This window comes from Paenibacillus sp. HWE-109, assembly GCF_022163125.1.
GTDB lineage: Bacteria > Bacillota > Bacilli > Paenibacillales > NBRC-103111 > Paenibacillus_E.
The window spans coordinates 8145619-8172500 of sequence record NZ_CP091881.1 but is presented as its reverse complement, the minus strand read 5'-3'; the positions used below and the strand labels follow the sequence as shown (position 1 = coordinate 8172500).

Genomic DNA, 26882 nt, shown 5'->3' with positions numbered 1-26882 from the left:
ACGAGCAACAAATAGACGTCATTTTAACCGGATTTATCGGCGTAAAAGAAGCAACCTCCATCAGGCAAATATTGTTTCCGCTCATTCAACAAGAATTTCACAGTCTCACTTTCCATCTGGGGGCAGTTACGGAAATGGACAGTTCTGGACTCGGTCTATTACTGGCCGTGCAGAAGATCGCAACAGATCACAACGCCAGCGTTTCGTTTAGAGATGTAAATGAACAACTAAAAGAACGTTTATACATGGCGGGTATAAAGCTGTAATAAGTAGGAATGTAAAGGAGCTAAGCGGCTAGTAACTGCTTAGCTCCTTTTTTGGGGTTTCCACCGCAGCTTTCTTGGACAGGCTTTGAAATCCAAGGTTGTTCCTTATAGACGGGACAATGGCCACACTAGCGATCTAATGAACTGTATTGGCGTTATCAACAATTGAATTCGTAAGGAGGGCTAACTTCTAGGTGTGATTTACATCACAGTTGGCTCCTGTCAGGCAAGATATAATTGGGTATATGGCTTGGATACAGCGGCACTGCAGCAGAGAGGGGTTCTTCCATGAATCGACATCATCCACATACAGAAGCCCTAAGAGATAGGCAAACATCAGACATGTTCGTATTGTCTTATGCCAGAATATTTCACGATTCACAGGAAGCCATTATGGTTACGGATCCGCACTCGAGAATCATGAGCGTAAATCCCGCTTTCGAAGCGATCACGGGTTATAACGAATCAGAAGTCATCGGACAAAAGCCGAGCATGCTGAAGTCCAGCTTTCAGGATCCCGGATTCTACATTAACATGTGGGCATCTATTCATCAGGACGGAAAGTGGCAAGGGGAGATTTGGAATCGCAGAAAAAACGGAGAAATCTATCCAGAGTGGCTCTCCATTAATTCCGTTAAGGATGAAAACGGGGTTCTGATTAATTACGTGGGCATGTTCTCTGACATCACGCTGCGCAAGAATACAATTTCCAAGCTCAGGCTGCATGCGCAAGTGTTCAGCAATGCTAGCGAGGGCATCATGATAACGGATAAGCAGCTCAAAATTCTATCCGTGAATCAAGCCTTCACAACGATGACTGGATACACGGAACTGGAAGCTGCCGGGCATACGCCGCGATTGCTTCATTCCGGCCTGCAGAATCAATATTTTTATATCCGAATGTGGGAAAGAATTCATACAACCGGCTTCTGGGAAGGCGAAATTTGGAATAAGAGGAAAAATGGCGAGTTGTACCCGGAGTGGCTGTCCATAACAACGATGCGAGATGAAAAGGGAAATATTACAAATTATATTGGCATGTTCACCGATATTACAGAGCGCAAGCAGACGGAGGAGCGCTTGAAATATTTGGCCCATTTCGATAAATTGACGGGGCTGCCTAATCGTGCCTTGCTTAGTGAATTGGTGAACGAAGCCACAACCAGAAGCATAGAAACAAACCGCAAGCTGGCTGTATTTTTTATTGACCTCGATCGTTTCAAAATGGTTAACGACTCTTTGGGACATAGTGTCGGAGACAAGCTGCTCCAGCAAGTCGCCAAGCGATTGATTTCCGCCGTGCGAAAGGACGATATCGTGTCCCGGCTGGGCGGCGACGAGTTTATTATCGTTCTACAGGATTTGCAGGAGCCTGCAGAAGCGGTCATCATTGCCAACCAGCTTATCGCCAGCATCAAAAAGCCCTTCTCGGTGGAGGACAATGAGCTCTATATTAACGCAAGCATCGGTATCTGCATGTATCCTAAGCATGGCGAGGATTTCGAAACGCTGCTTATGCACGCCGATTTGGCCATGTACCAAGCCAAACTTCAAAATGGCGGGTTCCAGTTTTTCAACAAAAGCATCATAAGCACTTTCCTGAGAAAGCTTGACCTGGAGAACGAACTGCGATGGGCGATTGCCAAGAATCAGTTCACTCTCTTTTATCAGCCGCAAGTCAGCGTAGAAACCGGTCAGATGGAAGGAATGGAAGCGCTGATCCGCTGGAATCATCCTATACTCGGACCTGTCTCGCCAGGGGAATTCATTCCGATTGCAGAGGAAACAGGGATCATCATGGATATCGGCAAATGGGTATTGAAAGAGGTTTGCTTGCAGCTCAACCGCTGGCTCTCTGCCTCGCTTGTCGTTCCTTCGATTGCCGTTAATTTATCGGCTAGACAGTTTCTGGCGCCTGACTTGGCCATGTCCATTCATGAGATTGTACATCAGACTAACTGCAACCCTCAACATATCGTGCTCGAAATAACGGAGAGCAGCAGCATGCACGACATCGAGTCGGTGTTACCCATCCTGCATGAGCTCAAATCATTTGGCTTCCAAATCGCGATAGACGATTTCGGCAAGGGCTACTCGGCGCTCGGGTATATCAAACAGTTCCCTATTGATATTCTGAAGATCGACAAGAGCTTCGTCCAAGAACTGACAAGTGATTCCAAGAGCGCAGTCATCACCAAAGCGATCATCGACATGTCTCACGGCATGGATCTTAGGGTCATCGCAGAGGGCGTTGAGACCTTGGAGCAACTGGAATGCCTGCGAAGAATGAACTGCGACATGGTACAAGGTTATTTCATTGATCGTGCTATGCCGACTGAGCAGCTCGAAAAGCATTACTTAAAACGAAGTACGATCAACTAGCTCTATTTAAGACCGGAATGCATGAAGCTCTCTACAAATTGACGTTGAAAGACGAAAAATGCTACTAGCAGCGGTAAAACAACCAGCAATGTTGCAGCAGTTACGGTCCCCCATTGTGCTCCGGTCTCCGAGGTTTGGGCGAAAATAGCTAGTCCCACGGTAAGCGAGCGATTCTCTACCGAATTGGTCACAATGAGCGGCCACATGAAATTACTCCAATGCGTACTGACCGAGATCAATCCAAAAGCAATGTAGGTCGGCTTGGCAGATGGGAAATATACATGCCATAAGGTGCGCCACCACGGGCATCCATCCACTTTGGATGCGTCGTCCAGATCTATTGGAATTTGCTTAAACGTCTGCCGCAGCAAGAAAACACCGAAGGCCGATGCCCAAAAAGGCAGCATAACCGCTAATTTGGTATCGACTAATCCCAGTTGCTTGATAACGGTATAGTTTGGAAAAATAAGGACTTCGGCAGGGATCATAATTTGTACGAGGAATAAGATAAATACAACACCTTGTCCAATAAAACGTAAACGCGCAAAGGCGTAGGCAGCCAATGTTGCTGTAACTATCTGTACAGCGAGAACACCCCCGACAATGATCAGCGTATTGCTGTAGTATCTTAGAAAGGGAACGGTTGACCAGGCCGACACATAGTTGCTGAACGTCGGATTCACGATTGCAAACGGGTTCGCTCTGGTAATAACTTCGCTGGATGGTGTAAATGAAGTGAACACGGTCCACACCAGCGGGATAAGGAATACAATGCCTAATACAACAACAATGGATCGATGCAATGTTCGAGCCAACATAAGTCAGATTACCCCCTAGTAATGAACACGCTTGTCCAAATAAGCATAGTTGAATATAGAAACCGCAAGTAAAATAACAAGCAGCACAACGGTCAGTACGGATGCCCTGCCCATATCCCAGAAGCTAAAGGCTGTCTCATATATGTGGTAAAGCAGCAGATTACTGGCATTATCCGGCCCGCCTTTCGTCATAATATACAGGTGATCGACCAGCTTGAAGGAATTCGTAATGGCTATGATCAGAACGAATAACGTAGTTGGCATCAATAACGGAAACGTAATTTTGCGAAAAACGTGCCACGGCCGTGCGCCTTCCACTTCAGCAGCCTCGTACACTTCCCTAGGCAAATTCTGCAAGCCGGCCAAATAAAAAATCATGAAAAACCCGGCTTCCTTCCAAATGACCATGATAATCATCGAAAAAGTAACCCAATGCGGATCCCCTAACCAGTTATGTGTCGGTACACCTATAAAACCCAGAAATTTGTCCAGCAAACCATAATCAGGCGTATAAATGAACAACCAGATGTTCGCTATCGCAATCATCGGGATTATTGTCGGATAGAAAAAGGCAGCTCGTAGAATGCTCGTTCCCTTCAGTTTGTTATTCACCCAAACAGCTAAATAAATGGCCAATAATAGACTTGTCGGCACGGTGCCGATAGAAAGAAGCATATTGTTTTTCATTACTTTCATAAACACTTCATCTTGCAAAACGTGGGCATATTGCTCGAATCCAACAAACTTCTGGACGGATAGTGTAGAGCTGAAGAAACTCAAATACACCGATTTAATCGTCGGATAGAATGTAAAAAGCGCAAGCAATATTAGGGAAGGAAGAAGCAAAGCATAGGCAAAAGCATTTTCTTTCCAGTTGATTTTCCTTCTTGTTAGCAGCGCTTGCTGTTTCAAATAAATCCCCCCGTACCTTGTATATCTGTATATTAAACGGCTATTGTTTGGGCTGTATGAAAAGCTAAAATAAATCTTGGATGCGGCTATCTCGGCTCATTCACCGTGATAGCCACACCCATCTTAATAAAAATCCAACTACTTATTTGCGGAATGTTTTCAAAATGTCATCTGCCTGCTGTTGGGATTTATCAAGGGCCTCTTTGGGCGACATATTGCCGAGCAAAGCAGCTTGAATGTTATCGTTAAACAATTTGGTCACTTGTCCGTTCTGGAATGTGGATAGTTCACTGTCTGCATATTGAAGCTGATCTCTGGCAACAGCGGCTTGCGGGAAGTCCTTCACATAATTCTTGAGCAGGTCTGTCTCGTAAGCTGCTTTGGTTGTGCCTACATAACCCGTATCAATCGACCACTGCGCAACACGCTGCGGCTGCGTCAAGAATTCGATGAACTTCACAGCCGCTTTCTTGCGGTCTTCTGGAATGCTTTTGAACACATACAAGTTGCCCCCGCCTGTTGGAGAGCCATATTTCTTGTTAGCCGGCAGGAACGATACCCCGAAATCAAATTTGGCGTCCGTTTTCACTTTCGTCAGGTTCCCCGTCGTGTGATACATCATAGCTGTCTTCCCGCTGATGAAATCCGATGGCACCGTCGCCCACTCCAGCGTGCCTTCTGGCATGACTTTATCTTTGCGGCCCAGATCCGTGTAGTATTGCAGCGCTTCTTGCACCTCAGGCTTGTTGAAATATACATTCTTCCCATCATTAGAGACGATGTTCGTGCCTGTTTGCAGAGAAAGTGCCTGCAGCATCCAATATTGGTAACCCGTACTTGGAATTTCGATCCCCCACTGCGATGTTTTGCCAGCGCCGTCCTTCACAGTCAGCTTGCTCGCCGCTTCACGCATTTCGGTCCAGTTCGCCGGGGCCTTATCCGGGTTAAGCCCTGCTTTCTTGAACAAATCTTTGTTGTAATAAAGGACGATCGTGCTGCGCTGGAAAGGAACGCTCCACACCGTTTCGCCTGATTTCGTATTCCCCATGAAAGCATCATAAAAACCGTTGAAATACTCTTTGTTGAAACGCGGTGTTAAATCCTCAATAGCATTCATCGAGAGCAAGCTGTACAAGTCTGTTGAAAGCAGCACCGCCAAATCCGGAGAAGTCCCGCCCTGCACGGAGGTGACGACTTTGGTCATCGTATCTTGATAACTTCCTCCATAGACCGGCTTCACCGTAATCGTGGGATTTTCTTTGTGAAAATCAGCAGCCAGTTGATCAATTAACTTCGTAATGGGGCCGCCAACAGCCACTGGAAAATAGAACTGCAGCTCTACTGGCTTCGCGTCCTGTTTAACAGTCGTCTCTGGTGTAGCAGCCGCCTCGCTGGCAGGAGCAGCTTTCGGTGTGCTTTCACCTTGTCCGCAAGCCGTTGTGACGAGCGCTACTGCCGCTAATGTAAGAAATACTTTTTTCATTGTTCATTCCTCCCGAGAATAGGTTTTATTTGATTTCGCTGAGTGATGCCAGTACATAGTCAGGCTTGATCCCTTGGAGCATGATGTCTTTGCGAGAATCCGCTCCAGTCAAAACGAGTGCTGTATACATGCCATTGGCATTGCCGAAGCAGATATCGGTGGATACTCGGTCGCCTACCATCAAGCATGCTTCTGGCGGGAAAGCCAGCTTCTCTAAGGCCTTTTTGGCGTAGTATTCCGAGGGTTTGCCAATCACTTTATAAACCGACTGCGAACTTGCCGTCTCCAGTGCTTTGACCAAAGACCATGTATCGGGAATCGCCCCATCCTCCAGCGGGCAAAATGGATCTGGGTTAGCAGCAATCAATTGTGCCCCATTGCGGAGAGCGCTCATCCCAAGTGTTAACTTCTCATACGTAAATTGCCTGTCCAGTCCGACAAGAACATGCGTCGCGCCGAGCGGGTCGTTCGTCGTTTCTACACCGTATTGCGCCAGTTCATTCTTCATGGCTTGCTCGCCAATCATCAGTACCTTAGCTTCCGGCAGATATTCCTGAAAGTACATTCTCGATACACATAAGGCCGTTAAAATATCTTCTTTGGAGCAAGCAATCCCCAACTGCGAAAGGCGTTCATGAACGCCCTCTCGCGTATGTGTTGTCGTATTCGTCACGAAGAGGATTGATTTCCCGCTTTTGCGAAGCTTGTCAATCGTAGACAACACACCTGGCAAAAGTTGATTTCCAGCATATACGGTACCGTCCAAATCGAACAAATAGCCGTCAAAAGCAAAGATTCCTTTTGGCACTTTCTGTTGCTCTCGGTTAACTTCTTCTCCACCTGAGGGTTCGAAGCCATTCTTAGGATGTGCAACGCGCTCTGACACAGTTTCTACCCCTTTTCACAGAAAAATAAAAACCCTTGTTCGAAAATGCGAAAATAAGCCTCGGTGAAACATAGCAAAAATGATATGCCCCAGCTTATTTTCGCACTTTGCAGAACAAGGGTTTTCTCCAATTCTCAACCCATCATTACCGGTAAGGTGCTGAATATTTAATTATTAAGTTGATTATACTCCCGCTTTATCACCGGTATATTAAATCCATGTAGAGAATTTGTAAATCGACTTACCACATGGCCGGATCCCCGGTTGAGATGTAATCAGCTCCGCTCGCCAACGCTTCCGTCATCTCATGCTCGTAGCGTATTAATCCACCAACGATTAACGGCTGTTTAATGGTTCCCTTAAGCTCGCGAATCACTCTTGGCATTAAACCGGGCATAAGCTCAACCTCATCGGGCTGACTGCTGTTGATCATGCGAATGGCTGTCTGAATAGCAGCTGAATCAATTGCAAATATACGTTGAATTGTCTTCAAGCCAGCTTGTCTCGCTGCCGTCACCGCTGCTGATTTGGTTGTCAGAATGCCGTCTATCTGAAATTTCTCGGCTAAATAACTGATCGCATAAGAATCTTTCCCTAGACCCGCAACCATTTCCATATGGACGTAGACCTTTTTACCTGAATCATGGGCTTGTCTAATGATCGATTCCAAATTCCCAATATGACCGGTCATTAAATTGATTCTCTCCACGTTACTCTGCAGCATCTTCGGAATTTGTTCCTCTTTCGTGACTGAAGCGATAATCGGGAACGGGTTCATCTGTGCACCTCCAAAAGAAACATACCTTCATCCCAAAGCGTAACATGCGTATGTTTGCTGAGTATAAACCCTGGATTATTCATTCAAGAAATTAGCTTTGACTAGTAAACGTTTCAACATGACGACCGATTGAGCGCGTGTTGCATAGCTGCCAGATGCTAGTGTGTCTGGTGCCATCCCATTCATCAACCCTAATTGAATTGCTGCGGCCATCTCCGATTGAGCCCAGATGATCTGGTCAGCATCTTGGAACGATGCCAAGGTTTCATCCCGCTTGGCGGAGCTTACGCGGGTGTCGATTCCCACAAAGTTCATCGCACGGACGACCATCGCCGCTTGCTCCTCACGTGTGATTTGTTGATTCGGGCGGAACGTTCCGTCCTCATATCCGGTAAACAGACCCGCAGTTGCAGCGGAACCTGCGACATCTGCAAACCAGTCGCTGGCTGCAACATCTTTGAAGCTAGTAGTTTTCGATGCTTCCATGCTTAACCCCAAGGAGCGAACCAACAATGCTGCGAATTCCGCGCGTGTGATCGAACGATCCGCTTCGAAACGGCTGTCGCTTACTCCATCTACGACCAGCTTATTTGCCAATAGCTCAATATCGCCTTTGGCCCAATGATTCGCTAGATCGCTGAAACTTCGATGATTTTCCACAATGGCGAATACGCCATTCTTGTTATGAATCAGCGTAGCTGTTGTCTTACCATCCTTGGTCACAAACAGCGTAGGAACAAAACGAAGTTGATTCGTTCCCGGAATCACTTGTACGCCGGTTGCTTTCTTCGGATCAATTGCCTTATCCAAGAGGATCGTACGAGAAGCATACGTTGCTCCGAGTGTCACAGCAGCCCTTTGTCCTGCTTGATTAGCCGCTTCCACCTCAAAATGAACAGCAGCAGTCATCGGTTTGCCTCCTGCAGCGCTAATGGCCCGATCTATGGCTGAGGCATCTTGACCATCGAGTTTCTTAAGTGTAACTCGAATCCGCAGGTCATCTATGCTTACGCCCAGTTGCTTAGCCAGTTCATCAAGCTTCAACATAGATAAAGGCAGCGTATAAGAGACATTCTCACTTGTGGCAAGCAGCGTTTGACCAGTAAGTTTACTTGCTTCGATCAGACCAGCTGCTTCCAGTTCCAGCGAATCACCGCTAAATTTCACTTCTACCTTAGAATGGGCACCTAGAGATTGCTTAAGTTCGGATGCTGTTACTTTACCTTCTTTGGCTTCAATGACTGCTGCGGCTGGAATGGCAGGTATTGTTGGGCTGCCTCCTGCAGCGGGAGATTCCGGGTTTGAGCCACCTTCGCCTTCACCATCCTGACCTGGTATTTGGATCGAGATAGGCGCTGTATAGATGTCATATTTATTCCCGTCATCCATCGCAGTTGTGTATCTTAACAGAACGTGAGCCGTTCCTGATTTCTTAGCTGTCACTTTAGCTCCGTCCAGAGCAACCAGCTCTTGACCGTCCAAAAGTACGAGTTCGGGGACAATGGTCGATTTCTTCCCTTTGTAAGACTGAACGACAGCTGCGAGAGTAGCGCTCTCTTCTTTAGCAAGCACATACTTCTCTTTCTCAGCTTGAATGGAAGCTGCCCAATCGGAAGCATAGTAGGCATAGTCCGTCGTAATCCCGAAAGCTCCCAGACCCATGTATTGAATAAAAGCACTCTTATCGTTCAGCGTCCATGGTGAAATGATTAGACCGCGATGCTTGGCAGCCTCCATGAATTTCTGGCCCAAGCCGCTATAGCTCGTGTTAAATGAAGCATTCAATCCCTGAAGCAGCTTCAATGTTTCCCTGAGCGACTTCGGAACATTCGTCTCATTCGCATACCCGCTAGTCAACAATCCCAGAGGCATCTCCGGCATAAGCTGCGCCATGCGTTTCAACTGATCTACACTGAAAGACATCGTGTCCACCAAAGCTTCGCCATCTATATCCTTAAGCAATTTGACATAGGCATCGACAGCTGCAGGAGTGCTGGTCTTAATTTCGGACATGACCATAGCACCCTTCTCCCTGGCAAGTTCGATCTGCTCATTCAGGGTTGGAATCTTCACATCGGGGAATCCATTGGGATATGGCTTGTTCGCATTTAATTTCTTTAATTGCTCCAACGTATAGTCTTCAACAAAGCCTGTTCCATTCGTCGTACGCTCCAGTGACCCGTCATGAAGAATGACAATATGTCCGTCCTTCGTCAAATACATGTCGTTCTCGATGAACTCTGCGCCCGCTTCTAAACCCAGCCTATTGCTTTCAATTGTATTCTCAGGAGAATTCGCCGGCATCCCCCGATGAGCGATGATATACGGTTTGCGAATCAATGTCGTATTCTTGTTGTACACTTTCAATGCTTCCCATTGTACAGCAGGCGAATCTGTCACGATCCCATTCACACCTGTCGCAATCAATTGATGCATCGCAATCTGCTTCTCGGGTGTGCTGGCCGTTTCCTTCGACCATACCATAATACTTCGCTGCTGAAGATAAGCAATGTTCTCTCGGGTTGATATCGCTTGCGGCAAAATAGCAATTCTAGCTAAACTTGCCGCTGTTTTTCTTCGAACATCCAACAGTTGATCGGCCTTCAAGCTGCTGTCGCCGCTGAAATCCAAAATGCCTCGGATGATCGGATAAGCGGTTCTCGCTCGTTTGATCAATTCTCCGTTGTCTGACACGACAGCAGCATCTTCCCAACTATTCGCTTTCAAGTATGCCACCAATTGATCTACCGTGGATTCATCCTTTACATAAAAAGCAGGGATGATTCGGCTGCCAATTTGGCTTAGAATTGCATCCAGACTGCTTAATTCAAGCTTTTCTGCAGGGTCTGTTACCTTCAGTCCTGGACCCACATGAATAATGAGATTCGAAGGCAGCGCAGGCGCATCCAGCTTCGCCAAATCTGCCGCACTTTGAAGCTCGCTTACGACGGACGCGGCCATCGCAATGCGGGTTTCCGGCTCGGTCACTTCAACGAAGCGACCATTCGGTACAGGAGGCAGTGCCTCTTGCTGCAGCGTCACGCGAATGTTGTCTACCTTCATTTTGCTGCCATTCGCTTGCAGACCGACCGCTCCTGTCGCATAGACTGTTGCTTGATCCGTATCCACCATGACACGATCGTTGATCCATTCCTGAACACGGTTTCCGTACGCTTTAACCGTATAATGGTACATTTTGGCCGGATCAATAGCTTCGGTATTAGAACCTCTGTCGATCACGTTCCACCCGTTGGCAGGCGTTCTCTCGGCGAATTCGATGCCATTTGCTGCGGTTGCATCTTTTCTGACCGCCATTTGGTAGTAAGGATAATCGTTGTTTTGAATACGGTACATGATGGAGTGCCATCTTGCCGTATCATTTGCCTGCAAGTGAGTCACGTCCGCTTCAATTTTGTAATTGCCAAACTTGCTTAGAAACGAAGGTAGAATGACCCGGGATGGATTATCCGGTGCAGCGAGTGCATTGATCTCAAAAGCTCCGGATTTCACTACAGCATTGGCAGCTGTCGTTCCTTCTTTCCGCGTCCAGCCGGCAGGAAGGGTACCGTCCGCCAGATGATCAAAATTCTCCTCGTACAGGACATAGTCGGTATCTGCTGAGTTTTTGGCAACAACCAGCATACTGACAGATGCGCTATCTTTGGTGCCTGTCAGCGTATAAACACCTTTCTGCTGCACCTTGGGTACATTGTTCTCAATAAGAACTGATGGACTGGTCGATGTCCAAGTCAGCTCATTCCCTTTCACTACACCTGTCGTGAGATTATTAAAGTCTGCTTGAAACTGTACAGCACTAAGATCCAATGGAGTTCCAACCGTCGCAAGTACATACCCTTTGTCGTCACCCTTTAAGGAAACAACCTTGACCCCCGTCAGGGATGGCGTCACTGTGATTTCCTGCGAAGTCTCAGCATTGCCATATACAGCCTTAATGGTTGCTTTCCCTGGCTTAATAGGGTAGATCTGGTTGTTGTTGATTTTGATGACACTTTCATCCGATGAATACAGCTTCACTCGATCCGCAGGCGGCGTCTCCGTAAGACCATCCGAATAGTAGACACTGCTCGTCACGCTTGCCGCGCCGCTTAACGCTTCCAACGAACTGGCTGAGGTAATCGTTAGCCGCTCTGCCGTGATCCGGGTAACCTTCAGATTATCGAAGGATACCTTGCTTTGATCTCCCTGAAAGCCAACTCTCCCTTTCTCCGGGAGCACCGCAGCTGCGAGATTTTTGTCGCCATATAATGTAAAGCTTGTATCGCTTTTGGCTTTAAAATATTGCTTCACATTGTTGTCATAAACCCTTACTTTCATCGTGTAATCCTTATTCACCAGCAGCCCAGCGCCCGTTGCACTTATCGGTGTGGGAGAATACCAATTCCCGTCCGAATTGCGATAAGCGGTCTCAATGGTGCCATTCTGCTTAATGGCCATCTGCGGGTATGGCGGCTTCCCGCTAGCGGGTGCGCGGAACATAATGGATGCCCATCTTCCTGTATTCAAAAAACTGCTAAAACGCACATCTGCTTCAATTGTATAGTTATCCCATTGAACAGGAGCAATGATGCGGCTTTGTTTGGACGTTGCATTCCCGTCGAACGTCATACTCCCATTGCCGTACGTATCTTGCACAACGGTAAAAGGCGGGCTTCCCGCATTCACATCAGATATCCAATTCGGGGGTATCGTCCCTGTGGCATAGCTGTCAAAGTTTTCCTCCAAAAGCACCGGATTGGGGCTTCCTGAGACTGGACTTGTATCCACCAGCTTAAGCGTGCCATAACCGGAGGTATCGTTCCAGAAGGAGGAGGACCCAAAAGCGCTCCAGTAGCTGGATCTTTGCTCTGTTGTAGCGGCCCCATAACGGTCTGTCGTCCCGATCTCCATGCCCAACTGTTTCTGTAGAATAGGATCAAATTTCAGCATTTCCCAAGGTACAGCGATCTCCGTAGACCAGCCTGATGCGGTCTGATTCATCGCTCGCAGTATTTTCTTCTCATCCTTGCCCGCATGATTATTCAGCGCAGCACCGAAATGAAACTCGGGTATGGTCGTTCCAGGCTGATAGACCAGGCCGATCTGCATATCCTCATTGCTGTATGGAGCTGAGCGGTGCACGCTCGGATCAAGAAAGACGTTGATATTATCCTGCTCGAACCAACTGCCCGATTGGCCGTTCAACAAGCTGTCATCATCTGCCTTGACGCCAATATACAAATACTGATTATCCCAGAGCAGGCCAAATTTCGACGCCTTAAAAGAACCTTGTCCAACTTTAACGTTGAGCGATTGATTCAGGCTCCACATGGATTCATCTAGATTGCCGTCGATGATAGGAGCCGTTAACGTTTTGTTGACCTCCATCGTCTTCCTACCCGACTCCTCCGCATGAACGCTAGGGACCCAGGCACTTGGCTGGAAAAGGCCGCTGACCAAGGTCGTAATCGTCACAATCCCTAAAAGCTTTGTTGACATTTTTTTCATGTCGCACATCATCCTTTTCAAAGTTTTGATAGGTGAACAACACAAAAAAACCCTCATTCAACAAAAGGAAAGCACGCGCTCCCTAAGGACGCACTTTTCTTAAGCCGAATAAAAGGGTTTTCTCCTAGACTCATACCCTGAGTATTCATTTGTATCTATTAGTTTCACTTTACCAAGGCTTTGTTATCCTTGCATCAACGTTGCATGAATGTATTGTAAATGCAGCAAGTTAGGAATCTAATTGAATTCCAAAATGCACGAGCAGAGCCTCGTTATATGCTTCATCGGTTTGCGGAGTAAAGGTTTCCACCCCTGAAGAAGTAAAAATACGAAACTCCCGACCTGCAACCGTATTCCGCCCCTCTAAGGTACGAATCGCCAGCATCGGGTTCTTGGTGAATATGGAATCAGGGGCTTTCTCGCACCAAAACGAAGCAAAAATAAAATCCTTCGCCAACTGCGGCTCCTCTGTGAACGAGTAAATGCGCTGCCACTCGCCCTTCTTCTGCTCGCAAAGCACCCAGCCGTAATCAGGATCGCGCTCCATCCGGTAGCACTCATCGCCTTGCTGCTGTTCTAATCCTTCCATTAATGCAATTGGCCTGCGGGGAACGATGCCCCCTACGCCAACGTCGCACAAATATGTCGCCCCTTCGGCTTCGACCCGTAGAACGTGATGACGCCGCTTCGGCGGTGCATTGGACTCGTCGCGCCAAAACCGGGCCACGAAGTCAGTGACCGGATAGCCCAGCTCCCGAAGCAGCCAACCGAATAAGGCATTCAACTCAAAACAATACCCGCCACGCCGGCGTACGACAATCTTTTGATAAACATCTTGCGGGTCCAGTGATAAAGCGATGTGATGGATAATGTCCAAATTCTCATAAGGCACCGTGTGCAAATGGCACTCCTGCAGTTCGGCTAACGTCTTGGCGCTGCCGTCGAGCGAACCCGTAAACCCTATTCGCTCCAGATAGGTCTGAATTTGACTACTTTTGCTATGCATGCCTAACCACCCGTCCTTCGTAAGTTAAACTGGCTGGAATCTATAGATGATTTCGATAGGCATGATTAATTTCCTGCTGGTTGCCATCCTCAAGAACCATGTAGCTATTCACAATAGCCGCTGCAAACATTGCGCGATTGTTGCGAAAGAAGTGAAATAAGAGCCTAGCCTCAGGACGCTCTTCATCATACTGCGCAAAGTTAAAGAAATCGTCATCGACCCAACCATCGCTTCGCAGGTTCTCAATAGCTTCAGCAATAATGCCAGGAATGAATGGCTTGGTTACAGTATTCATATTCGCACCCCTTCGATTTATATAATTCTATGAAATGGACTAGTATTCCATCGTTATGATTGGAGTGCCTACGGTTAAGCGCCATAAGCCCGACGTTGATTCTTGATGAAGAGCAATTTGCAGGTTCACCTTGTTGTTTCCGCTTTGAATGGAAGTTTGGAACTCCTCCGACGCTAAGGACATGCTCACCGTTTTCTGATCCTCATAGCGCTCCACGATATTGCCTTTGAATGCCCGAACCATACGGTTTACCAACGCATCGGAATCCATTCGTCCAGCTGAAGCTTGTTCAACTGCATACCCCTGCACCATGACATTCCACTGGCCTTGGATGCCCAGCTTCTTCAATTGCTCGTCCGCTTGATCCTGCCACTTGATGAGTTCAGACTGTTCGCTTTGTGGCGAAGCATCTAGTCGCAATACGGTATAGCAGCCTGCTTGTCCTGACGGACTTGCGACCGTTAAAGTGGCTTCAGCCCCGGAGACAACCTCCTTGGCAGCGGTATAAATGGGATGGTCGTTCGATTCACGCAATACCGCTGTCTGAGGAAGGCCCAGCTTCTGAGATAGCTCCTTGCCGACTTCCAGCATCTTCTGGTCTAATCCCCCGCATGCTCCGTAATAGCCTGTATATTTGAAAGTAATTTGATTTTCGCTCGTCATATAGGGTCTGACTGTGTTCAATAGCTGCAGTGTTTCTTGCTCACCATGCGCATCGGCCTGACGAACCCAGCCAAAGATAAGACCTGCAATTGAAAGGCATAGGAATGAAATCAACCATATTTTCTGCATATAAAAAGGCACCTCTTCACTAGAATCTTCGACTCTAGTAAAAGGATGCCCAAATCTAGTAAATGTTAAACAGAGGATTAATGTTCCAACTCTTTTTCCCGGCGTAAAATTTCGTCCATCGAAGTATTCAGCGCCGCCTGCGGCCCTGGAAAGTGCTTCTTGTAATACGTCAAATCCATGATAATGAGAAGAATCAACATACCGGCTACGGCATATCCAGCCATTTGATTGGGAGGAATCACCATGACAACACAGATGAAAATAATCCACACCAAGGCCACAACAGAGATGACTGTGCTGTATTTCCCGAGATTCCACGGCCCTAGATGCTTGTCTTGAAATCTTCCCTCTGCCTTGGCCCGCAGCTTGAGATAAATCGGAATGCCATAAGCCACATATAAGCCGACAACACTAACTGCCGTCAGGAAAGCAATGGTCGTGTAAGTCGCATCCGGGTTAACTAGTTTGATGATATAGTCGATGAAAGCAAGCAGGAAGGAGAGGATAATCGCCAACCAAATCGCCTTGGCTGGTGTGCGGTATTTCTTGGAGATCTGCGCCCATTGATGGCTGAGCGGCATGCCTTTGTCCCGGGAGAAGGCGTACATCATGCGGGAAAAAGAAGTGATGGAAGCCAGGCCGCAGAACCACATCGCCGCTGTGACCAGCCATAGAATGACCGAGCCGAATGTCCCGCCTAGCGCTTGGCTGATAACATAGATGAAGGCGTTGCTAGAACCAGCCGCAGCACCGGCATCCTTGATGGACAAGGTGACAAATGCCAGCATGATGAAGCCAATGACGAACGAGTAGGCAACGGATGTGAAAATACCCCAAGGCGCGCGAACACGCGGATTGATCGTCTCTTCAATGGTATGCGCGGAGGCGTCATATCCCGTAAAGGTCCACTGCGCTTGCAAAAGCCCGATTAAAAAAGCAAACATGTAAGGTTTATCGGAGAATGTTTCGCCCACTTTGAACAAATAAGCAACAGGATTCAGGTTGCCTTTGGTGAAGAAGGCCAATGACAGAACGAGCACTGCCACCACAGCGATATGGTACCAGGCGGAGAAGTCGTTCAGCCTCGAAACGATCCGGATCCCAATATGATTCAGTATGCCGTGCGTCAGCAGAATGATTGTGAAACAAATCAATACCGTTGTATTGCTGGAATCATAACCGAACACGCTCGCAATGAGCGGATCGGCGAAGAGGGCTACGGAGTAATCAATACCGGCCACGATGCCGATTTGTCCAATGAGGTTGATCCATGCGGTGTACCAGCCCCAGCGTTTGTTTTTGAGGATAGACGCCCAATGGTAGAGCGCGCCTGCTGTCGGAATGGCGGATGCCAGCTCAGCCATGACGGCTGCAACAAACATGACAAACAGGGCAACGATTGGCCAGCCGAAGCCCATCATTCCTGCGCCGCCATAGGTTAATCCGTGTCCATACAGCGATACAGCGCCTGTCAGAATGGAAATGATCGAGAATGAAATCGCAAAGTTGGAAAATCCCCCCATGCTGCGGAGCAGCTCTTGGGCATAGCCGAACTTGTTTAAATCACTTTTGTCTTTTTCATGATGATTGGAAGGTGTACTCATGTGGAATCCTCCTCATCAGATAACTACGATTCTACAAACAAGGTTCAAGGCTTATTTCCCCAGGAAACTTTCGTGCTTGCTCTCGTCGAATTCGCGTATGCTTTTATTTGCGATTCGGACAATCCATAAAGCAAACAAACACGTGATCACTACGATGACAATGCCAATTGTCAGTCCCATTCCGCCTCCACCTCCTTTTCGGACAATCCTTATAGAAAAGCTTCTGAAAGAAGCGCATTCTCGCTTGGCTGTATCAGTTCTGTTGAAAGTTCCGCTAGATGTCTAGATGGATGCCGCTGGTTTGCTGTTCCAGCATTTTCTTCACGATCGTGCCAATGTGCGCGCCGCCTTCAAGCGGAGGCGTTCCTCCACGATGAATGTTGGAAATGACTGTGCGGTCGCTCTCTACCGTGCCTTTGCGCGGTTTGTAGCACATATAAGCGCTAAGTGATTGTGACGAAACGAGTCCTGGTCTTTCCCCGATCAACAATACAAGTACGTCTGGCTGCACAATATCGCCAATATGATCCATGACAGCTACCCTGCCTCCGCGCACGAAAAAAGGAGTACCTGTGGATAACCCGTAAGAAGCAAGGGAATCGAGCAGCGCCGGATAGACATCACGCAGATTGGCATCCACCGCATTGGCGCTTAAACCATCCGATACCACAATCTGCACCTGCGGCTTGAACTTGCATCTGGCCTGGATTGCAGCGATGCCTTCATCCGTAACGACCCGCCCCATATCGGGGCGTTTCAAATAGTTTTCTGTATTCTCGTAGCGCGTTTCCACCGTAAATAAACCGAATTGCTCCAAAAGTGTCGCACTTGCCTCCCCATAGATGGAATCCACGGCTGCGGCATGATCACGGCGAAATTTAAGCACCTCTTTGGTGAGCGCTCTTGTTCCGACACGCCATACCCCTATTCTTGCAGGGGTGCTTGCAAGCAGTTCGTTCATCCCTTCCGCCCATTTGGGATTGGGAATTGGAGAGACAATAGTATCCAAGCCCAGGTTTGGTTCTGCCGAAGGGACTGCGGTATCCGCAGCTTTGGACAAGGCCAACTTCTTCGCAAGCTCAGCCATCACTCTATCCACAAGCTGGTCCAGCGGGACTGCATTGTACATGAAGGTTCCTCCCTCGTGCAGGTGCTACATAAAAAGGGTCGGATCACCCGCCAAGGGCGTTAATCGACCATTTTCCATAATGCCCATTTTGACCAGCCATTGCTCAAAAGCCGGGGCTGGACGCAGCCTCATCAATTCCCTTAGCGTCGCGATATCGTGATAACTCGTCGATTGGTAATTGAGCATGCAGTCGTCTGCCATTGCTACCCCAATCAAATAGTTAACGCCGGCAGCCGATAGCAGCACCGCCAAATTATCCATATCATTCTGATCCGCCTTCATATGGTTCGTATAGCAAACGTCCACCCCCATCGGCAGCTGCTGCAGCTTGCCCATGAAATGGTCCTCCAACCCGGCCCGAATAACCTGCTTGCTGTCATACAAATACTCAGGTCCAATAAAACCAACGACCGTATTGACGATAAACGGCTTATATGTGCGAGCCAGCCCATAACAGCGGGACTCCAATGTTACCTGATCGATACCGTAATGCGCTTCGGCGGACAGTTCAGAGCCTTGGCCCGTTTCAAAATACCATAGATTCGGCCCTGTCCCCGTACCATCCCTGGCAATCAGCGCATCTGCTTCATCCAGCAGAGCAATATCGATGCCGAAGGCTTTGTTCCCCTCTTCCGTGCCAGCCAAACTTTGAAACACCATATCGGCTGGAGCGCCTTGGCGAATAGCCCGCATCTGAGTTTTGATATGAGCCAGGACACAATTCTGCGTCGGAATTTGCCACTTTTCCATCACTTCCTTAGTGGCCAGCAAAATATTTTTCACGCTATCCGCCGAATCGATGACTGGGTTAATGCCAATGACCGCATCACCGATGCCATAGCTTAATGCTTCATACAAAGCGGCTTTGATTCCCTGAATATTATCCGTAGGATGATTGGGTTGAGCCCTGCCGGACAGCACGCCCTTTTGACCAATCGTAATGTTGCAATGCGAGGTGACCTCCATTTTGGCGGCAGCTTGCACAAGATCCAGATTGCTCATTAACTTGGCTGCAGCGGCAACCATTTCACTGGTTAAACCGCGGGAAAGCCTGCGAATCTCATCATTCCCTGTTTCTTGCCGCAGCAGATACTCCCGCAGCTCCGCCACCGTCCAATTGCGAACCTCCGTATAAATCTTCTCGTTCAGCCCTTCCTCGATCACACGCGACACTTCATCGATCTCCGGCGGCAGCAGCGGATGATTGCGAATGTCAGCGAGCGTCAAATCAGCCAGAACGAGCTTGGCGGCAACCCGCTCCTTCGCATCCTGTGCAGCAATGCCGGCCAGTTGATCGCCTGATTTCTCCTCATTGGCCTTCGCCATGACTTCGGTTAAATGTCGAAATTGAAAGGTTGTACCCAGCAGCGTAGTCTTCAGGTTCACGGGCTTATCCCCTCCGCTCTGTTATGGAAAGCCAGCGTCTTCACCACGACCGGAATCATGATCCCGGAGATCGGCTCACCCAAATCGATATAATCCCCGTACGCCACACGGATTTGATCAATACAGATCACTTTCGGGCGCTGCCCGCACCGTCTGCTCAAGGACTGACCAAGTGCCTTCGCGATATCTGTTTCGCAAATAACGACCAAAACCGTGCTGCTCGGAAAATGGTTAACAAAACTTACATGCAGCTGCTCTGCCAAGAACTGAAGCGAAGGATAGGTAAGGTTGTTCAGACCAGACAAAGCCAGCCCGAACGGCGGCGATTGCGCTTGGTCAAAGAGGCTTGCGCCGCTTCTCATGACGGCATCCATGCTAGCTGCCAGCAGCCCCGTCTGCTCAAGCATCTGCGGCGTGAGTTCAAGCTTAAGCACGGGCAGATTGCGTATCGGCAGCAGCGATGCATCCAGATGCACCGTCGCGCCGCTGATTTCTGTGCTCTGCATGCCAGCGCCGATGACCGTCGCTCTGACCGTCTGATCCGCTTGTACAAGGCGGATTGGATACTGCGCTGAGCACATCTTCCAGGTATGCGCAAGCAAGGGGCCGATATCTTGATGTATCGCGGTTTCAGATATACGAACCGGAGCCTTCCCTTCCATCAGCAGACCGATGCCTCCGGATACCATCCATTCTTCAATGGGGGGGATCACTGCAAGAGGATCGCCGTTGAGCAAGGAGCGAAGCGGCGCATCCTGGGCAGGCGTCGTAAGCCCGCTCAAATAATCCATCAGACTGCGGCACATACCCAGGCAGATCTCTTGAAGGTGCGTAAAGGTAACCGTATCGCCAGCCTCCACATCGTATCCGCTCGCCTTCAACCATGGACGGATGGATAGCGATACATCCAGTACAGTGCCTGTTGCGTCTATCTGGATAAGCCTGCCGCCAACATGAAAGGTTACGGTGCCAACGAGCTTGCCCCTTAGGAAAATAGCGGCATTCGCGGTGCCGCCGCCAATATCAATACTCGCGACCGCCCCGCGAATCTGCCGAGAGCGGCGCTCCGCCCCAGCCCCTTTGCCCGCAAGCAGCCCTTCCAGATCGGCCCCTGCCGTTGCGACCACGAAGTCGCCCGAGCGCTCGGCGAGGAGATGCAGGATTTGCCTCGCGTTTGTTTTGTTCGCCGTTTCGCCGGTAATAATCACGGCGCCTGACTTCAAATCAGCCGGGCGAATGCCGGCCTGCTCGTACTCCCGGGCCACGATTTCCCAGATGCGCTCAGCATTGATCTCGTCCCGGCTCTTCAGCGGTGTCGTATAAATCGGGCTTGCGTGCAGCAACTCCCGCTCCGCGATCTCGAATCGCGGCAGGCTGAGCGCGCCGGATGAGCGCACTAGTTTCAAACGACTTACAACCATCTTCGTCGTGCTCGTTCCGATATCAAGGCCAACGCTTGTGATCCATTCATTCTGCATGTGCTTGTTCACCTATCCCGTTGATGCATGATCGCCATAAGCCGTTCCTTCAGCTTCGCAATGCCTTCCATCGATGCAGCCGATGTCAGGAAGATTTCCCCTTCTGGCAGCGACTGTCTCAGCAGCAAGATCGCGCGGTCGATGTCAGCCTTAGGGTGATCGATTTTGGTCACCGCACCCATCGTGCGAACAGGAAATCCCTGCTCAAATCCAGGAGGGAAAAAGTTCCTGTCCCGCGCAGCATCTTGTACGAAGAGTACCGCTGCTGTCTCGTGAGAGGTCGCCATGAGGGAACGGTAATACAGCGGATTCTCGCTGTATTCGCCTGGTGTGTCGATGATCCAGTCCCGATAGACCAGGCTTTGGGTTTTGATGGCCGGATCGGATTCCCCGAACAAAGCCTTCATTAAGGTTGATTTGCCTGCGCCCACTGCGCCGATAATCATAACTTTTCTCATAGCTTCAAGACCTCGTAATCGGCGCAGTCGCGAATTTCAGCTTTCCCTGCAAGAAATCGTTCACAGCCTCCATCGCCATCTCCACCGCAGCCACTTCTCCGGTAAGCACGAGCGAACCCGTAAACCGATCCAAATAACCGATGCCCACATTGGCTGCTTTGGTCGCAATATCTGCGGCAATAATGGCCGTTTCGGTAGGGGTAAGCGTTAGAATACCGATCGCATTCCGCTCTTCGATGCCAAGTTTCGTATACAGAACGGGGTCTGGATTGGCAATCACATGAGCCAGTGTCAGTTGTTTGCCAGGCACATATTCTTGAATTACTCGCTGTTTCTGCTCTTCCATGCGTTCCCCTCGGTTTCTTGTGCGACCTCATAGCTATCTACAATGCCTACGATCATCGCATCGATCGGCACTTTTTTATCCGTGAACAAGGTTCGCGCCGGACTGCCTCTGGATACGATCACGTTCTCGCCGACGCCGGCTCCAATGCGGTCTGCGGCAATGATCGGCGTGCCCGCTTCACTGTCTTGGAAATCCATAGGCTGGATCACTAATAATTTGAGATTATCCATGCCCACTTCTTTTTGCGTAGCCCATACACTGCCGATTACCTTCCCTAAAAACATAGGACCTCACCCTTCAGCCGTATAGTCGATCGTAATCCCTTTCTCTTGGAGCATGTCTTTGGCGAGAGCAGAAATAATCGTTTTTCGGCCAACTTGCAAGGTGCGAAAAGGTTTCTTCTTGATTTCCCGCGTCACCCAATCCGCAGAGACAAGCCTTCCTTGATAGACGATAGCCCCGTCTGCCACTTGAATAATTGCTTCTGTCCGTGCAGGAGCGGAGCGAACTTTATTCACTGCCATCTCCGCCAACTTCTTCAACGGACCAAATTCTACGCCGTACATTTGCAGTTCCATTTTGTAATAATCAAAAAGGTTTATATAAGGCTTAGGCAGCGCTAGCGTCTTAAGCGTTCGGCGGTCAGCCCGTTTTAGACCCGAAATATCATCACCGATCAAAACAAATTTATGTTGGACCAAGGTGGAGAAAATAATCTCTGAAATAATCGTCCCTTTCATGCCCAGAGCAGCGCGTGCCGCATTATCTAGATCAATTTCCGGAATCACAATGCCCTCATAATCTTGCGGCACCTCCAGAGGCGACGGGGCGAACTCGTCGGAGGCAATGATTTTGCCGCGACCGCTGCATTCTACCTGATGTTTCCCTAGCCAAGACGATGCTTCGCCATCCAGAAATAAAATATCATGATGAATGTCGTGATTCGTTAACCATATAAAATGATCCGTAAAAGCCTCATGAGCCGTACTGTCATCGAAAATGTACAGCACCTTAGGCTGCTTAATCTCCTGTCTGTTTGCTGCATTCAGAAGCTCACGGACAATAGACTCGACCATCATCTTAATCTCCACCAAGAGTTACCTCCTTTCGGTACTCATGATTTCACCGTTTCTGCCAATAACTTGAACCTGGTCGCCTGAGTTCAAATGGGCCGCATTCGCTTCATCGATGTCGATATGGAAATCCAGCGAATACTGGGCGCTTACCCGTACGACTGTCTCCGTAAAAATAAGCGGCCGCTCCCCAGCCGTTTGCACAATGAGCCGATCGCCTTGGTTGACCTCGAAGAGGCGGGCGTCATCCGGGGACATATGCACATGATTCTTGGCTATGATCAGCCCCTGCTGCAAAACAACCACACCACTTGCCCCCACAAGTGTAATGCCAGGCGTCCCCTGGATATCGCCGGATAGTCGGACCGGTGGATGAATGCCCAGCGCATAGCCATCTGTGCGTGAAATTTCCACTTGGGACGCCCCGCGTGAGGGACCTAGAATCCGTACCTGTTGGATGATGCTTTTGGGACCAAGCAAAGCGACGGTTTCGCGAGCAGCGAACTGCCCCTGCTGGGTAAGCTCGCGAAGCGGTGTTAGTGTATAACCAGCGCCGAACAACGCCTGAACATGCTCGGCTGACAAGTGAACATGCCGATTGGACACGCCAACAGGAATACCCGGTAGAATTCGTGGATTCGACGACTGGGCAGACCTCAGTGCGATGCCCCGATCTTTTAGAAAATCAGCGGCCGCCGGCGTCAGCCTATCCCCCTCTTTTAGCAAATATGGATTGGGAATACCTTTCACCAGCTGCGTACGCAGATGCGTTTCCGTAATAAGCGCCATAGACGTATTTATCCTTCAAGCTTAGGAAGAATGAACTCAATGTCGGAGTGCGGACGCGGGATGACGTGGACAGATACCAGCTCTCCCACCTTCTCCGCAGCTGCTGCACCGGCATCCGTGGCCGCTTTGACAGCACCAACATCCCCACGTACCATGACAGTAACCAAGCCTCCGCCAACATGAACCTTCCCGACCAATCTCACATTGGCGGCCTTCACCATCGCATCCGCTGCTTCAATAGAACCTACCAAACCCTTCGTTTCCACCATACCTAGAGCTGCCATTTCTCCTGCCATTTGCATGTCCTCCTCGGGTTATGTATTTACCTGCATGTCGGAAAGTACATTCTTGATGATTTGCTCAACGTCTTCACGCGTAATGCCCAGCGGACTCAAGGTGTCCAAGCTTTCCATAACCCTTGCTGTCACTTCGTCTGCCGGGGACTTCAACGGCATTTCTCTGATACCAAAAGCTACACGCTTCCTATTCAGCAAATGCTGCGGACCAATGTTGTCCGACGTAATATTGCCTCCAAAAGAACCGCAACCGAGCGTCATCGACGGCCAGATGCCTGTCGTTGCCCCGATGCCTCCGAACGTTGTTCCTGTATTCACCACAATGCGCGAAGCTGGCTTCTCCAACCCGAACGCCTCAATGACCGCCATGTCCTCGCCATGAATACCGAGCGTATGTCCAAGTCCGCCAAGCTCCAGAAGCTCCATGCAGCGGAGGCAGCCTTCTCGCCAATCGCTAACCGTGTACAGAGCAAGTACGGGGCTGAGCTTCTCCATGGAAAAAGGATGCGCCAGCCCGACCTCCGACTCTTCCGCAATCATTACCTTTGCTTCCGCTGGAATGGTTATGCCAGCCATACCCGCAATCACTTGCGGAGAGCGGCCCACGACATTCGGGTTCATCCCTTTGCCCATGGTGAGAATCGAGCTGACCTTCGCTTTCTCGTCCTCGTTCAGAAAGTAAGCCCCTTGCCGCCTCAATTCGGCGACCAGCTCATCTTTGACTGCTTGATCGACGACAAGCGCTTGCTCAGAAGCGCAGATCGTCCCGTAGTCGAACGTCTTACTTTGCAATATCTGCCTCACCGCTTGGCTGATCTTCGCGCTTTGGTGGATGTACACCGGCACATTCCCGGGTCCGACACCATAGGCTGGCTTGCCTGAGCTGTAAGCCGCTTTCACCATGGCCGTCCCGCCCGTCGCCAGAATGAGATCCGTCAACTTATGCCTCATCAATTCTCCGCTCGCCTCGACGGAAGGACGGGTTAGACAGTGAATCAGCCCAGGCGGGGCTCCCGCTTTCTCCGCTGCAGCGCGCATAATCGCCGCTGATTCCTGTGAACATCGCAGCGCCGAGGGATGCGGGCTGATCACGATGGCATTCCTTGCTTTGAGTGAAATCAAACATTTGAAAATAACTGTTGAGGTCGGATTCGTCGAGGGAATAATCGCAGCTACAATTCCGACGGGCTGAGCGATTTCCCACACCTTGTTCACATCATCCTTACTAATGATTCCCACCGTCTGCATATCCTTGATTGCTGCATAAACATCTTGGGCAACGAATAGGTTTTTGGTCTTCTTATCGGCAGCTTTGCCAAAGCCTGTCTCTTCCACGGCCATTGCGCCAAGCCGTTCCGCCTCTGACTCCGCAGCCTCGGCCATAGCGGCTACGATGGCGTTAATCTGAGCTTGCGTCATTGCCTCCAGCTGAATCTGCGCCGCCTTCGCCTCTTGGAGGCAATCGCGAACCTCCTGGATCGCTTGCAAATCACTATCGAGCCTCATGTCACGGGACCTCCCCCTTCAATATCCAATTCCTTGAAAAGCCTCAGCAATTCGGCTTTGCTAACCAATTGGATATCCCGCCCGGCAATCGGGAACAGCGGGGTTTGCTGGGCTAGTTCTCTGAGCTGAACGACGCTCATTTTGCTCCAGCTAGGCGCAGGCTTGTCGGGCGCAGGAGTTTGAGATGAGGATACCCTAGCGGGTATATCCCGAATCATCTCGTATACGGAAGGATCAGGCCGCGGAATAACGTGTGTGGCTAGCAGCTTCCCCACTCTCCGCGCCTCATCTGCCCCTGCGTCTACCGCCGCTTTGACCGCTGCCACATCGCCCCAAATATAGATGGTCACGATGCCTGCATCCACTTGCTCATACGCGGTTACTCGGACATCCGCCGTTTTTGCTGCAGCATCTGCCGCTGCAATTAAGGCAGGCAAACCGTGGGTCTCGATCATACCTAGCGACATCAACTTCTCATTCATAGGGAACACCCGCTTCTCTTCAGCCTATTTTCTTAGGATCTCGGGCAATGCTTGTGACGGCGTCCGCGAACGCCGCTGCTGCGGCGGCACAGGCGGATTGACTGCCTGTCAGTAGTCCGCCCGCGAAGTTCGTCTCCGTCGGAGGACCATAGAACTTGCACATTCGCACATCGGCCGCTTTCAGGGCTGCATCCAGTCCGTACACAGCTTCAAGTGGCGGAGCAATGAGATAGGCAAGCGGTTCGCCTTCCCCGATTTCCGCCAGCGAAGAGAGATAGGAGCCTGTTCGGGACACCACATGCGCATAATAGGCGTGGGTGCCTTCTTGGTTGAGAGCGTAGAAGCAAGCTCCCGTCTCCATCACCTGCCTGGCGGCGTCCAGCCCGCTTCTCACTTCAGATGGCGATGCCCCGCCGAGGATGCCAATGAATTCGCCGGACAGAGGCCCAGAAGCATGCCCGGACCCGGCATAAAACGAACGGGCATACACCACTTCGACCGCTGCCTGCTTGGTCGCTTCATCGATTGCTGTGTAGCCCACATCATCGATGCTGGAAGTCAGCAAGCCGAGGCAGCGTATGCCCGGCTTCAGATCCAGCTGATGCGCTAGATCTGCATCAACGTTAGAGATAATCCTCATGGCGAGCGGGATCGCTCGAATCGGATGTTGGTTCACTCCTTTCACCTCTTCACCGTGAATGAATTCAAAAAGGTGCCTAGGCGCACAGAACAGTTCGTCGTTCTTGGACCTGAGGCACCTTTGCCATCTGTATGCTTTTGTTTATGGATATGTGGGTTGGACAAGGAATATGCTGAGGTTGGAAGATTTAGGGGCAATTAAACCTGCCGAAGAAGGGTATATGATTTCAATTGAAATAAGGGAGCTGCCCCAAGGTCGATGAACCTTGAGGACAAGCCCCCCTTTTTACGAACTCAATACCCTTTATTTGATCAAAATGGTGCATTTTGAAAATCTAATGAATTCCAGATACGTTATTCGAAGCAAACAACCACCATTCTGCCTAGAAATTGCTCGATAACGCCGATTCAGTTCATTAGGTTTTTAAAGTAGCCATTTCCTCGTCTATAAGCATCATCCAGTTCATTAGAATAACAGATGGATGGTGAGGCTCCTACTGTATTTGAAGTTAATGCTAGCTCCCGTTCTGTCATATCTACAATTCCATAACACTGTAGCCCATAGCACGATAC

Annotated in this window: 25 protein-coding genes (1 of these 25 running past the window's edge); 2 read left to right on the top strand and 23 right to left on the bottom strand. The window is 49.6% G+C overall.

The genetic code is table 11. From position 1 onward, the window contains the following. A protein-coding gene (locus tag LOZ80_RS35255; protein WP_238168882.1) for an STAS domain-containing protein crosses the window boundary here: on the top strand, positions 1-266 show its 3' portion. It extends 22 nt beyond the left edge of the window; 266 of the gene's 288 nt are visible here — the last part of the coding sequence; its start codon lies beyond the left edge, outside the window; the stop codon is at positions 264-266. A 288-nt stretch (positions 267-554) separates the two neighbouring features. Further along, the gene (locus LOZ80_RS35250; RefSeq protein ID WP_238168881.1) at positions 555-2648 is read left to right on the top strand and encodes a sensor domain-containing protein; all 2094 of its coding nucleotides are present in this window, start codon (positions 555-557) and stop codon (positions 2646-2648) included. Positions 2649-2650: 2 nt separating this feature from the next. Here the strand turns inward: LOZ80_RS35250 and LOZ80_RS35245 are convergent, their stop codons facing one another. From LOZ80_RS35245 to eutL, 23 genes are all read right to left on the bottom strand, one after another. Next, the gene (locus LOZ80_RS35245; protein WP_238168880.1) at positions 2651-3466 is read right to left on the bottom strand and encodes a carbohydrate ABC transporter permease; all 816 of its coding nucleotides are present in this window, start codon (positions 3464-3466) and stop codon (positions 2651-2653) included. Positions 3467-3481: 15 nt separating this feature from the next. Then, a complete protein-coding gene (locus tag LOZ80_RS35240) occupies positions 3482-4378 on the bottom strand; it encodes a carbohydrate ABC transporter permease (RefSeq protein ID WP_079414723.1) in 897 nt (298 codons plus the stop codon). Positions 4379-4520: 142 nt separating this feature from the next. Then, on the bottom strand, positions 4521-5861 hold the full coding sequence (locus LOZ80_RS35235; protein ID WP_238168879.1) for an ABC transporter substrate-binding protein: 1341 nt from the start codon (positions 5859-5861) through the stop codon (positions 4521-4523). Between the two features lie 25 nt (positions 5862-5886). Next, positions 5887-6747 carry an HAD-IIA family hydrolase gene (locus LOZ80_RS35230; RefSeq protein WP_238168878.1) on the bottom strand — a complete coding sequence of 287 codons (861 nt, stop codon included), beginning with the start codon at positions 6745-6747 and terminating at the stop codon, positions 5887-5889. A gap of 241 nt (positions 6748-6988) precedes the next feature. Continuing rightward, the gene (locus LOZ80_RS35225; protein ID WP_238168877.1) at positions 6989-7525 is read right to left on the bottom strand and encodes a glycerol-3-phosphate responsive antiterminator; all 537 of its coding nucleotides are present in this window, start codon (positions 7523-7525) and stop codon (positions 6989-6991) included. A 75-nt stretch (positions 7526-7600) separates the two neighbouring features. Then, entirely contained in the window at positions 7601-13030 is a 5430-nt protein-coding gene (locus LOZ80_RS35220) for a glycerophosphodiester phosphodiesterase family protein (RefSeq protein WP_238168876.1), read from the bottom strand. A 229-nt stretch (positions 13031-13259) separates the two neighbouring features. After that, on the bottom strand, positions 13260-14036 hold the full coding sequence (locus LOZ80_RS35215) for an arylamine N-acetyltransferase family protein (RefSeq protein ID WP_238168875.1): 777 nt from the start codon (positions 14034-14036) through the stop codon (positions 13260-13262). A 40-nt stretch (positions 14037-14076) separates the two neighbouring features. Continuing rightward, complete coding sequence (locus tag LOZ80_RS35210) at positions 14077-14331, bottom strand: hypothetical protein (RefSeq protein ID WP_238168874.1); 255 nt, start codon at positions 14329-14331, stop codon at positions 14077-14079. Positions 14332-14370: 39 nt separating this feature from the next. Continuing rightward, positions 14371-15123 carry a YwmB family TATA-box binding protein gene (locus LOZ80_RS35205; RefSeq protein ID WP_238168873.1) on the bottom strand — a complete coding sequence of 251 codons (753 nt, stop codon included), beginning with the start codon at positions 15121-15123 and terminating at the stop codon, positions 14371-14373. Positions 15124-15200: 77 nt separating this feature from the next. Further along, positions 15201-16727 carry an amino acid permease gene (locus tag LOZ80_RS35200; RefSeq protein ID WP_238168872.1) on the bottom strand — a complete coding sequence of 509 codons (1527 nt, stop codon included), beginning with the start codon at positions 16725-16727 and terminating at the stop codon, positions 15201-15203. A gap of 51 nt (positions 16728-16778) precedes the next feature. After that, positions 16779-16907, bottom strand: a complete 129-nt coding sequence (locus LOZ80_RS39250; protein WP_268240172.1) for a hypothetical protein — start codon at positions 16905-16907, stop codon at positions 16779-16781. Between the two features lie 94 nt (positions 16908-17001). Beyond that, positions 17002-17856, bottom strand: coding sequence for an ethanolamine ammonia-lyase subunit EutC (eutC, locus tag LOZ80_RS35195; protein WP_238168871.1), 855 nt, complete (start codon positions 17854-17856; stop codon positions 17002-17004). 24 nt (positions 17857-17880) lie between these two features. After that, on the bottom strand, positions 17881-19242 hold the full coding sequence (locus LOZ80_RS35190) for an ethanolamine ammonia-lyase subunit EutB (protein ID WP_238168870.1): 1362 nt from the start codon (positions 19240-19242) through the stop codon (positions 17881-17883). After that, on the bottom strand, positions 19239-20720 hold the full coding sequence (locus LOZ80_RS35185; protein ID WP_238168869.1) for an ethanolamine ammonia-lyase reactivating factor EutA: 1482 nt from the start codon (positions 20718-20720) through the stop codon (positions 19239-19241). The genes LOZ80_RS35190 and LOZ80_RS35185 overlap by 4 nt, the downstream gene beginning before the upstream one ends. A gap of 8 nt (positions 20721-20728) precedes the next feature. Next, positions 20729-21178, bottom strand: coding sequence for a EutP/PduV family microcompartment system protein (locus LOZ80_RS35180; protein WP_238168868.1), 450 nt, complete (start codon positions 21176-21178; stop codon positions 20729-20731). A gap of 4 nt (positions 21179-21182) precedes the next feature. After that, complete coding sequence (locus LOZ80_RS35175; RefSeq protein WP_238168867.1) at positions 21183-21524, bottom strand: BMC domain-containing protein; 342 nt, start codon at positions 21522-21524, stop codon at positions 21183-21185. Beyond that, complete coding sequence (locus tag LOZ80_RS35170) at positions 21500-21808, bottom strand: EutN/CcmL family microcompartment protein (protein WP_238168866.1); 309 nt, start codon at positions 21806-21808, stop codon at positions 21500-21502. Before LOZ80_RS35170 ends, LOZ80_RS35175 begins: the two co-directional genes overlap by 25 nt. 6 nt (positions 21809-21814) lie before the next feature. Beyond that, positions 21815-22615 carry a hypothetical protein gene (locus LOZ80_RS35165; RefSeq protein WP_238168865.1) on the bottom strand — a complete coding sequence of 267 codons (801 nt, stop codon included), beginning with the start codon at positions 22613-22615 and terminating at the stop codon, positions 21815-21817. Between the two features lie 6 nt (positions 22616-22621). Continuing rightward, positions 22622-23386: a phosphate propanoyltransferase gene (pduL, locus tag LOZ80_RS35160; RefSeq protein WP_238168864.1), complete on the bottom strand. Its 765-nt coding sequence runs from the start codon at positions 23384-23386 to the stop codon at positions 22622-22624. An 8-nt stretch (positions 23387-23394) separates the two neighbouring features. Further along, complete coding sequence (gene eutM / locus LOZ80_RS35155) at positions 23395-23682, bottom strand: ethanolamine utilization microcompartment protein EutM (RefSeq protein ID WP_189015910.1); 288 nt, start codon at positions 23680-23682, stop codon at positions 23395-23397. Positions 23683-23700: 18 nt separating this feature from the next. Continuing rightward, positions 23701-25188, bottom strand: a complete 1488-nt coding sequence (locus LOZ80_RS35150) for an acetaldehyde dehydrogenase (acetylating) (protein ID WP_238168863.1) — start codon at positions 25186-25188, stop codon at positions 23701-23703. Further along, the gene (locus tag LOZ80_RS39245) at positions 25185-25670 is read right to left on the bottom strand and encodes a BMC domain-containing protein (protein WP_283214723.1); all 486 of its coding nucleotides are present in this window, start codon (positions 25668-25670) and stop codon (positions 25185-25187) included. Before LOZ80_RS39245 ends, LOZ80_RS35150 begins: the two co-directional genes overlap by 4 nt. Before the next feature lie 19 nt (positions 25671-25689). After that, a complete protein-coding gene (eutL, locus tag LOZ80_RS35140; protein ID WP_283214722.1) occupies positions 25690-26346 on the bottom strand; it encodes an ethanolamine utilization microcompartment protein EutL in 657 nt (218 codons plus the stop codon). Between the last annotated feature and the right edge of the window lie 536 nt (positions 26347-26882).

What these genes read in the sequence shown, in the direction of transcription:
- LOZ80_RS35250 (WP_238168881.1), top strand. Translation starts at nt 555, where the DNA reads ATGAATCGACATCATCCACATACAGAAGCCCTAAGAGATAGGCAAACA.
- LOZ80_RS35245 (WP_238168880.1), bottom strand. Translation starts at nt 3,466, where the DNA reads ATGTTGGCTCGAACATTGCATCGATCCATTGTTGTTGTATTAGGCATT.
- LOZ80_RS35235 (WP_238168879.1), bottom strand. Translation starts at nt 5,861, where the DNA reads ATGAAAAAAGTATTTCTTACATTAGCGGCAGTAGCGCTCGTCACAACG.
- LOZ80_RS35225 (WP_238168877.1), bottom strand. Translation starts at nt 7,525, where the DNA reads ATGAACCCGTTCCCGATTATCGCTTCAGTCACGAAAGAGGAACAAATT.
- LOZ80_RS35220 (WP_238168876.1), bottom strand. Translation starts at nt 13,030, where the DNA reads ATGAAAAAAATGTCAACAAAGCTTTTAGGGATTGTGACGATTACGACC.
- LOZ80_RS35215 (WP_238168875.1), bottom strand. Translation starts at nt 14,036, where the DNA reads ATGCATAGCAAAAGTAGTCAAATTCAGACCTATCTGGAGCGAATAGGG.
- LOZ80_RS35210 (WP_238168874.1), bottom strand. Translation starts at nt 14,331, where the DNA reads ATGAATACTGTAACCAAGCCATTCATTCCTGGCATTATTGCTGAAGCT.
- LOZ80_RS35205 (WP_238168873.1), bottom strand. Translation starts at nt 15,123, where the DNA reads ATGCAGAAAATATGGTTGATTTCATTCCTATGCCTTTCAATTGCAGGT.
- LOZ80_RS35200 (WP_238168872.1), bottom strand. Translation starts at nt 16,727, where the DNA reads ATGAGTACACCTTCCAATCATCATGAAAAAGACAAAAGTGATTTAAAC.
- LOZ80_RS39250 (WP_268240172.1), bottom strand. Translation starts at nt 16,907, where the DNA reads ATGGGACTGACAATTGGCATTGTCATCGTAGTGATCACGTGTTTGTTT.
- eutC (WP_238168871.1), bottom strand. Translation starts at nt 17,856, where the DNA reads ATGTACAATGCAGTCCCGCTGGACCAGCTTGTGGATAGAGTGATGGCT.
- LOZ80_RS35185 (WP_238168869.1), bottom strand. Translation starts at nt 20,720, where the DNA reads ATGCAGAATGAATGGATCACAAGCGTTGGCCTTGATATCGGAACGAGC.
- LOZ80_RS35180 (WP_238168868.1), bottom strand. Translation starts at nt 21,178, where the DNA reads ATGAGAAAAGTTATGATTATCGGCGCAGTGGGCGCAGGCAAATCAACC.
- LOZ80_RS35175 (WP_238168867.1), bottom strand. Translation starts at nt 21,524, where the DNA reads ATGGAAGAGCAGAAACAGCGAGTAATTCAAGAATATGTGCCTGGCAAA.
- LOZ80_RS35170 (WP_238168866.1), bottom strand. Translation starts at nt 21,808, where the DNA reads ATGTTTTTAGGGAAGGTAATCGGCAGTGTATGGGCTACGCAAAAAGAA.
- pduL (WP_238168864.1), bottom strand. Translation starts at nt 23,386, where the DNA reads ATGGCGCTTATTACGGAAACGCATCTGCGTACGCAGCTGGTGAAAGGT.
- eutM (WP_189015910.1), bottom strand. Translation starts at nt 23,682, where the DNA reads ATGGCAGGAGAAATGGCAGCTCTAGGTATGGTGGAAACGAAGGGTTTG.
- LOZ80_RS35150 (WP_238168863.1), bottom strand. Translation starts at nt 25,188, where the DNA reads ATGAGGCTCGATAGTGATTTGCAAGCGATCCAGGAGGTTCGCGATTGC.
- LOZ80_RS39245 (WP_283214723.1), bottom strand. Translation starts at nt 25,670, where the DNA reads ATGAATGAGAAGTTGATGTCGCTAGGTATGATCGAGACCCACGGTTTG.